Genomic DNA, 1,078 nt, shown 5'->3' with positions numbered 1-1,078 from the left:
GTTGTTGTCAGGCAGCGAGTCGGCTGATTGGTGGTCGTCCGCCGAGGGCGGAGTGGCCTCGTCGAGTGTTGTAGCGGCGAAGGAATTGGTCAAGACCGCGTCTGCGTAGGGTGTTGGTGGTCCAGGGGCGGGCGTAGGCCCATTCGTTGAGCAGGGTCCGGTTGAAGCGTTCTGCTTTGCCGTTGGTCCAGGGACAGCCGGGCTTGCTGAATCGGCGTTTGAGCTGCCAGGCCGAACACACCCAGCCCCAGTCGGTGCCGTGTCGGTAGACCAACGCGTTGTCGGTCAGTAACCGACGCACACGCACGCCGTGAGCGGCGAACCAGGCCAGTGCCCGGTGGAGAAACTCAGCGCACGTTGGGTCCTTCTCGTCGGGAAGCACTTCGCTGTAGGCCAGCCGGGTGTAGTCATCAATGGCGGTGTGGACATAGTCGTAGCCGATCTTGGTCTTCTTGTGCCGGTTGGCAACAGAGACCGCGGCGTCGCGCCCATGCAGCCGCCAGCCACCGCCTGAGGGGATGCGGCCGAGCTTTTTGACGTCGACATGAACCATGGCCCCCGGCGTGGGGTGTTCGTAGCGGTTGGGGCTGCGCCGAGAGCAGCGCACCGCCTCGCCGGTGATCGGGTCGATGGCACTCAGATGCGGTATCTGGTGGCGCGCCAGGATCCGCCCGACCGTCGAGGGATTCAGGTCGAGTTCGGCGGCGAGCACCACAGCGCCGCGCTTACGTCGTCGGCGGGCGGCGAGCACCTTCTGCTCGACCCGATGGCTGGTGCGGTTGGGCATCCGGATCGGCCGTGATGAACGGTCGATCAGTGCAGCATTGCCGCCCTGGGCATATCGGCGCAGCCACTTGTACACCGTTGCCCGCGAAATCCCCAGTTGCTCAGCCACATGCGCAGCCGGCCACCCGGCGGCGACACGCTCAACGATCAGCCGACGAGCGAACACATTGGTACGAGCGTTAGCGTGAGACACAAGGACCTCCTACGGGTGAATGCCAGACACATCCACTCCGTCAGGAGGTCCTCCCACATTCAAGCAGGCACGCCGTTAACAACCTCCCGGGTCACGACA

General features: G+C 64.6%; 1 protein-coding gene. It reads right to left on the bottom strand.

The features are described 5' to 3' along the window. Nucleotides 1–7: 7 nt before the first annotated feature. Nucleotides 8–979 (bottom strand): IS481 family transposase, encoded by a 972-nt coding sequence (locus A9W95_RS17685; protein ID WP_067415483.1) that lies wholly within the window; start codon nucleotides 977–979, stop codon nucleotides 8–10. Nucleotides 980–1,078: the final 99 nt, after the last annotated feature.

The organism is Mycobacterium sp. 1423905.2 (genome assembly GCF_001673155.1).
Lineage (GTDB): Bacteria > Actinomycetota > Actinomycetes > Mycobacteriales > Mycobacteriaceae > Mycobacterium.
The sequence above is the reverse complement of the archived record's forward strand: the minus strand, read 5'-3'. Positions and strand labels throughout refer to the sequence as shown.